The following is a 5,750-nucleotide window of genomic DNA, read 5'->3' as shown; positions in this document are numbered from 1 at the left end:
CTGAGATCGGCCTGGATATAGACGAGCGCTTTAATGCCTCGGTGCTGGCTGCCCCGAACCGCTCCGACGTGCCACCCCAACTCAACCTCAACTACAGGGCCTCCGAGCTCCTCAACCTGCAGGGATCGGTGGACAGCCTGGGGGCCTGGCAGACCCAGCTGCAGATCTTCTTCCGCTTCTGATGAACCAGCTGATCGGCGTGGACCTGGGCGGCAGCGCCCTCAAGCTGGGGCGCTTCAGCCTGGCCGGAGAGCTCCTCGCCGGCCTTGAGGTGCCCACGCCCCAGCCGTCTTTGCCAGGGGCCGTGACCACGGCGATTGTGGAGGCGGTGCAGCAACTTGACCCCGAGCACCTGGCCGATCGGGTGGGGGTAGGCCATCCCGGCCCAAGCGATGGGGCGGGCCGGGTGGCGCGGATCGCCATCAACCTGCCGGGCTGGCAGGAGGTGCCGCTGGCCGACTGGCTCGAACCCCTGCTGGATCGGCGTGTCACCCTGGCAAACGATGCTAACTGCGCCCTGATTGGCGAGCACTGGCTGGGGGCGGCGCGCGACAGGCGCGATGTGGTGCTGCTCACCCTTGGCACCGGGGTGGGAGGGGCGGTGCTGCTCGACGGCCGGCTGTTCACCGGCCGCCACGGTGCGGCTGCCGAGCCCGGGCTGATCGGCATCGATCCCGAGGGCCCGCCCTGCAATAGCGGCAACAGCGGCTCGATTGAGTCTTATTGCAGCCGCCGCGGCCTGGCCCTCCTCTCTGGGCTGGATCCGGCCGAACTCTGCCGGCGGGCCGATGGCGGCGACGCCGAGGCCCTGGAGGTGTGGCGAGCCTATGGCCGCCTGCTGGGCATCGGCGTCAGCTCCCTGCTCTATGTGTTCACCCCGGAGCTGGTGTTGATCGGCGGCGGCATCAGCGCTGCCAGCGCCCACTTCCTGCCGGCGCTGTGGGGCGAGGTGGAGCAGCGGGTGCAGCCGGTCAGCCGGGAGGGGTTGGCGATCCGTCCCTGCAGCCTGGGCAACGGAGCTGGGCGGCTCGGGGCGGCCCGCCTGGCCCTCGAGCGGCTGGCCTCCAGCTTGGGATGATGGGCAGATGATTGCCGATCCCTCTCCAGATTTGCTCGCCCGGGCGGCCCAGGTGCGCCGCAGGGCCATGGTTCTGGGCCAGCTGGGCGATGGCCAGAGGCGCCAGGCGGTGCGGGCCATGGCCGCTGGCCTGGAGCAGAGCCGTGCGGCGATCCTGGCCGCCAACCAGGCCGACCTGGAGGCCGCGGCGGCCGAGGGGCTGGCTCCGGCTTTGGTGGCCCGGCTGAAGCTCGATGGCGCCAAGCTCGATGGCGCCATCGCCGGCGTGCGCCAGGTGGCCGAGCTGGCCGACCCGCTGGGCCGGCGCCAGTTGCATACCGAGCTCGATCAGGGCCTGGTGCTGGAACGGGTGACGGTGCCCCTCGGGGTGCTGGGCGTGATCTTTGAGGCCCGGCCCGATGCGGTGATGCAGATCGCATCCCTGGCGATCCGCTCCGGCAACGGGGCCCTGCTCAAGGGGGGCCGGGAGGCCAGGGGCAGCTGCGCCGCCATCCTCACGGCCCTGCGACAAGGATTGGCTGACAGCGCGGTGGCCACTGATGTACTCCCCGAGGCCCTGGAGCTGCTCACCAGCCGGGAAGAGAGCCTGGGGCTGCTGAAGCTTGACGGCCTGGTTGATCTGATCATTCCCCGGGGCTCCAACGAACTGGTGCGCTTCATTCAGGACCACACCCGCATTCCGGTGCTCGGCCACGCCGACGGCATCTGCCACCTGTTTGTGGATCGGGCCGCAGACCTCCAGCAGGCCCTGCGGGTGGCCCTGGATTCCAAAACCCAGTACCCGGCTGCCTGTAATGCGATCGAAACCCTGCTGGTGGATGGGGCGATCGCCCCTGCGTTCCTGTCGCTGGCCATCGATGCCTTTGCCGAGGCCGGTGTCGAATTGCGCGGCGATGCCGCATCCCAGGCCCTCGGGGTGGGCCAGGGGGCCAGCGAAGCCGACTGGAGCACGGAATATTCCGACCTGATCTTGAGTGTGAAGGTGGTGCCCGACCTCGAGGCGGCCCTGGAGCACATCGCCCGCTACGGCTCCCGCCACACCGATGCCATCTGCACCACCGATGCGGCGGCGGCGGACCGCTTCCTGGCGGCGGTCAACAGTGCCGGGGTGTACCTCAACTGTTCCACCCGCTTTGCCGATGGCTACCGCTACGGCTTCGGCGCCGAGGTTGGCATCTCCACCCAGACCCTTCCCCCCCGGGGGCCGGTGGGGCTGGAGGGGCTGGTCACCTACCGCTACCGGCTGCGGGGGGAGGGCCATATCGCCGCCGACTACGCCAGCGGAGTTCGCCAGTTCAGCCACAGGAGCCTGCCGCTGTGACCCATCCCGACTGGATCCATGTGCAGGGCTTGCGCCTCTGGGCCCATGTGGGGGTGCTGGAGCTGGAGAGGGCCCAGGGCCAGTGGTTTGAGCTGGAGTTCTGGCTGGCGGGCGATTTGGCAGAAGCGGCCCGCAGCGATCGGCTGGCCGCCAGCTTTGACTACGCCCTCGCCATCACGGCCCTGCAGCGTCAGGCCCGCCAGGTGGTCTGCCTCACGATTGAGCACTACAGCGAGTTGGTGCTCGATTGCCTTGAAACGCTCTATGGCTTGATTCCACTGCGGCTGGATCTGGCCAAATGCCAGGCCCCGGTGCCCGGCTTCGGCGGTCGGGTGGCGGTTCGGCGCCAGCGGCGCTGGCATGAAGCCGGGCTGCCTTGCTGAGCCTCAGGCCCGGCCCAGGTGGAGGCGGAAGCCACCGCGGTGATGGAAATCAGCTTCGGCGGCGGGATGGTGCAGGGCCCAGTAGCTGAGGCTGCCATCGCTGTGCTGGATCACGGCGGTGATGGCGGCTTCCAGGTCAGCTGATGCTGGCAGCGCCAGGGCCGGTGGCAGGCTGCACCGCAGGCTCAGGCTGAGTTGTTGGCGGTGGAGCTGCACGCTGAAGGGAAGCTGGGCGTAGGCAGGCTCCGGGGCCAGCCCCTGGCGGTAACTCTCCAGGCGGTAGACGTTCCAGTGGCCAGCCGGGGAAAGGTTGAATTCCCAGTAGGGCCCAGCTCCCCGGTGGGCCAGGAACACTTCTAGACAGGTGGTCTGCCAAAGCAGATCGCGGCGTTCGCCAGCCCCTGCCGGCGGGGCGATCCGGATGGCGCTGAGATCGCCTTCCAGCTTGAAGAGAACCTCCATCACCCCGGCGTGGAGGGCCAGAGTCCCGCAGATGGTCAGGTTGGTGGAACTGAGCCCGAAGGGAACCAGGCTGAAGCTCTGGCAGTTCACCGCAAGCCCTCGACGATCGTGCGGATTGCCTGCTCCTGGGCTTCGATGCTCTCGGTGAGCTTGAACTGCACCAGGGCCCGCTCCAGGTTGTGGCCGGGGCGCTGGCTGCGGAAATAGACGTCTCCGGCCAGATGGTCGCTGAAGAAGCGCAGGCCCAGCTCGAAGCTGATCAGCCTGGCGGCAGCAAAGATATGGTCGATGTCGAACTCGCTCAGGCAGGCTCGCGCCGCGCCCAGGTAGCCCTCTAGTACGGCCTGGCAGAGGTCGAGGTCGAAGTGGATGGGATCGCCAGGGGGCGCCTCTTCCCCCGCCGGATTGCAGGCCGAGCGCAGGCAGTCACCGATGTCGTAATGCACCAGCCCTGGCTTGACCGTGTCCAGGTCCACCAGGCTCACCGCCACCCCGGTCTGGGCGCAGAGCATCACGTTGTTCACCTTGGGGTCGCCATGGATGGGCCGCAGCAGGAGCCTGCCCTCGGCCTTGGCCGTTTCCAGCACCGTCGCCAGCCCCCGTCGCGCCGCAATGAAAGCCGTGCACCACCCGGCCCGCTCGCAGCGCTGGAGCTGGCTGGACTGCAGGATCTGGTCGTAGGCCGCCAGATAGGTGGGGGTGATGTGGAAGCCAGGCAGGGTGTCGGCCAGCTGATCGGCGGGCAGGTCGCTGATCAGGTTGTGAAACAGGCCCAGCCCCCTACCCACCTGCATGGCCTGGGCGGGGCTGGCAATGGCATCCAGCGTCACGGCGTCGTTGACGAAGCTGGTCAGCCGCCAAAACTCGCCGCCTGCCTTCAGCCAGGGCTGGCCGCTGTGGCGGTGATGGATCACCCGGGGCACCTCCCAGCGCTGGCCGGCCAGGGGCCGTTGCTGGGCGTGGGCGCTCAGCACCTGCAGGTTGGCCATCACCAGCTCCGGCTCGGCAAACACCGCTGTGTTGAGCCTTTGCAGCACGAAGCTTTCGCCGTTGGCGGTGTCCACCCGGTAGGTGTCGTTGACGTTGCCGTTGCCCAGCGGCGCAATCGCGGTGACAGGCCCGGGCAGGGCAAATGCTTCGGCGATGGCCACCAGTTCCGGGGCGGCAGCAGCCATCAGCCGGCCGCCAGCCCGGAGTGGCGGATAAGGGCCCCACTGCTGGGTCCGCGGCCCCGGAAGGCCTCGAATACCTCGGCTGGAGAGCGGCTACCGCCCAGGCTGAGCACGGTGTCGCGGAAGCGGCGACCGGTGGCCACGATCTCCTCCTCCTGGTCGAGCCCCACCTCTTCGAAGGCGCTGAAGGCGTCGGCACTGAGCACCTCGGCCCACTTGTAGGAGTAGTAGCCGGCCGCATAGCCGCCGGCGAAGATGTGGCTGAAGGCGCAGAGAAAGGCGTCCTCGGGGATCGGCTCGAGCACCGTGGTGCTAGCGGCGATCCGGCGGCGCAGCTGCTCGGGGCTCTGGCCGCAGTTCGGCGTCCACTGGCTGTGCAGGCGCAGGTCGGTGAGGGCGAAGTGCACCTGGCGCAGGGTGGCGCTGCCGCCCATGAAGGTGCGGGCCGCCAGCAGCTTCTGGTATTCGCTTTCGGGCAGGGGCTCGCCGCTCTGCCAGTGGCGGGCCATGCCCATCAGGGTGGCCCGGTCGTAGCACCAGTTCTCCATGAACTGGCTGGGCAGCTCCACCGCATCCCACTCGACGTTGTTGATGCCAGCGGCCTGGGGGCGATCGACCGTGGTGAGCATGTGCTGCAGGCCGTGGCCGAATTCGTGGAAGAGGGTTTCCACTTCCTCGAAGGTCATCAGGCTGGGGGTCTCCCCCACCGGCGGGCTCTGGTTGCAGATCAGGTAGGCCACCGGCAGCACCTGCTCCCCCGCTGGGGTGCGGGAGCGACCGAGGCACTCATCCATCCAGGCCCCACCCCGCTTGCTGCCCGGGCGGCTGTAGGGATCGAGGTAGAAGCCGGCCAGGGGCTCACCGCTGCCGGCATCAACCAGCCGGAAGTAGCGCACATCGCTGTGCCAGAGAGGTGCTTCCCCCGCTTCGGTGGCCACGATGCGGATGTCGAAAAGACGCTGGCAGAGGCCAAACAGGCCGCCCAGCACCTGCTCAAGGGAAAACCAGGGCCGCAGGGCCTCGCTGTCTAGATCGAAGCTCTCTTGCCGCAGCACCTCGGCCCAGTAACTGACGTCCCAGGGCATGATCCCGCTGGCCTCGGCGGCCCCGTGCCGGGCGGCGCAGGCTGCCAGCGCTTCGAGTTCCCCTTGGGCAACGGGGTAGGCGGCGGCCCGCAGCTGCTCCAGCAGGGCTTCGACCTCGGCTACCGATCCAGCCATTTTTGAGGCCAGGCTCACCTCGGCCCAGTTGGGGTCGCCCAGCCGCCGGGCCTGGGCCAGTTTGAGCTCCAGGATCTGCTCGATCAGGGGGCGGTTGTCGAGCTCGCCGCTGGA

7 protein-coding genes are annotated in these 5,750 nt (G+C 68.7%); 4 read left to right on the top strand and 3 right to left on the bottom strand.

Annotated features, from left to right (window positions below):
• From KBZ15_RS17020 to KBZ15_RS17005, 4 genes are all read left to right on the top strand, one after another.
• Positions 1-182 (top strand): translocation/assembly module TamB domain-containing protein (locus tag KBZ15_RS17020; protein ID WP_255016405.1); only part of this gene is annotated, 182 nt, incomplete at its 5' end.
• Positions 182-1,078, top strand: coding sequence for an ROK family protein (locus KBZ15_RS17015; protein ID WP_255016404.1), 897 nt, complete (start codon positions 182-184; stop codon positions 1,076-1,078). The genes KBZ15_RS17020 and KBZ15_RS17015, both read left to right, overlap by 1 nt.
• A gap of 7 nt (positions 1,079-1,085) precedes the next feature.
• Positions 1,086-2,399, top strand: coding sequence for a glutamate-5-semialdehyde dehydrogenase (locus KBZ15_RS17010; protein WP_255016403.1), 1,314 nt, complete (start codon positions 1,086-1,088; stop codon positions 2,397-2,399).
• A complete protein-coding gene (locus tag KBZ15_RS17005; RefSeq protein WP_255016402.1) occupies positions 2,396-2,782 on the top strand; it encodes a dihydroneopterin aldolase in 387 nt (128 codons plus the stop codon). The genes KBZ15_RS17010 and KBZ15_RS17005 overlap by 4 nt, the downstream gene beginning before the upstream one ends.
• Before the next feature lie 3 nt (positions 2,783-2,785).
• Here KBZ15_RS17005 and KBZ15_RS17000 read toward each other — a convergent pair whose 3' ends face one another.
• The 3 genes from KBZ15_RS17000 to KBZ15_RS16990 form a co-directional block, all read right to left on the bottom strand.
• Positions 2,786-3,334, bottom strand: coding sequence for a DOMON-like domain-containing protein (locus KBZ15_RS17000; protein ID WP_254930361.1), 549 nt, complete (start codon positions 3,332-3,334; stop codon positions 2,786-2,788).
• A complete protein-coding gene (locus KBZ15_RS16995; protein ID WP_255016401.1) occupies positions 3,331-4,419 on the bottom strand; it encodes a phosphotransferase enzyme family protein in 1,089 nt (362 codons plus the stop codon). Before KBZ15_RS16995 ends, KBZ15_RS17000 begins: the two co-directional genes overlap by 4 nt.
• Positions 4,419-5,750, bottom strand: a 1,332-nt coding sequence (locus KBZ15_RS16990) for a M3 family metallopeptidase (RefSeq protein WP_255016399.1), incomplete at its 5' end; no start/stop codon positions are given. The genes KBZ15_RS16995 and KBZ15_RS16990, both read right to left, overlap by 1 nt.

This window comes from Cyanobium sp. BA20m-p-22, from assembly GCF_024346275.1.
Taxonomy (GTDB): domain Bacteria; phylum Cyanobacteriota; class Cyanobacteriia; order PCC-6307; family Cyanobiaceae; genus Cyanobium_A.
The sequence above is the reverse complement of the archived record's forward strand: the minus strand, read 5'-3'. Positions and strand labels throughout refer to the sequence as shown.

Bases quoted from the DNA above. Each gene is read 5' to 3' on its own strand.
- KBZ15_RS17015 (WP_255016404.1), top strand. From the start codon at position 182: ATGAACCAGCTGATCGGCGTGGACCTGGGCGGCAGCGCCCTCAAGCTG.
- KBZ15_RS17010 (WP_255016403.1), top strand. From the start codon at position 1,086: ATGATTGCCGATCCCTCTCCAGATTTGCTCGCCCGGGCGGCCCAGGTG.
- KBZ15_RS16995 (WP_255016401.1), bottom strand. From the start codon at position 4,419: ATGGCTGCTGCCGCCCCGGAACTGGTGGCCATCGCCGAAGCATTTGCC.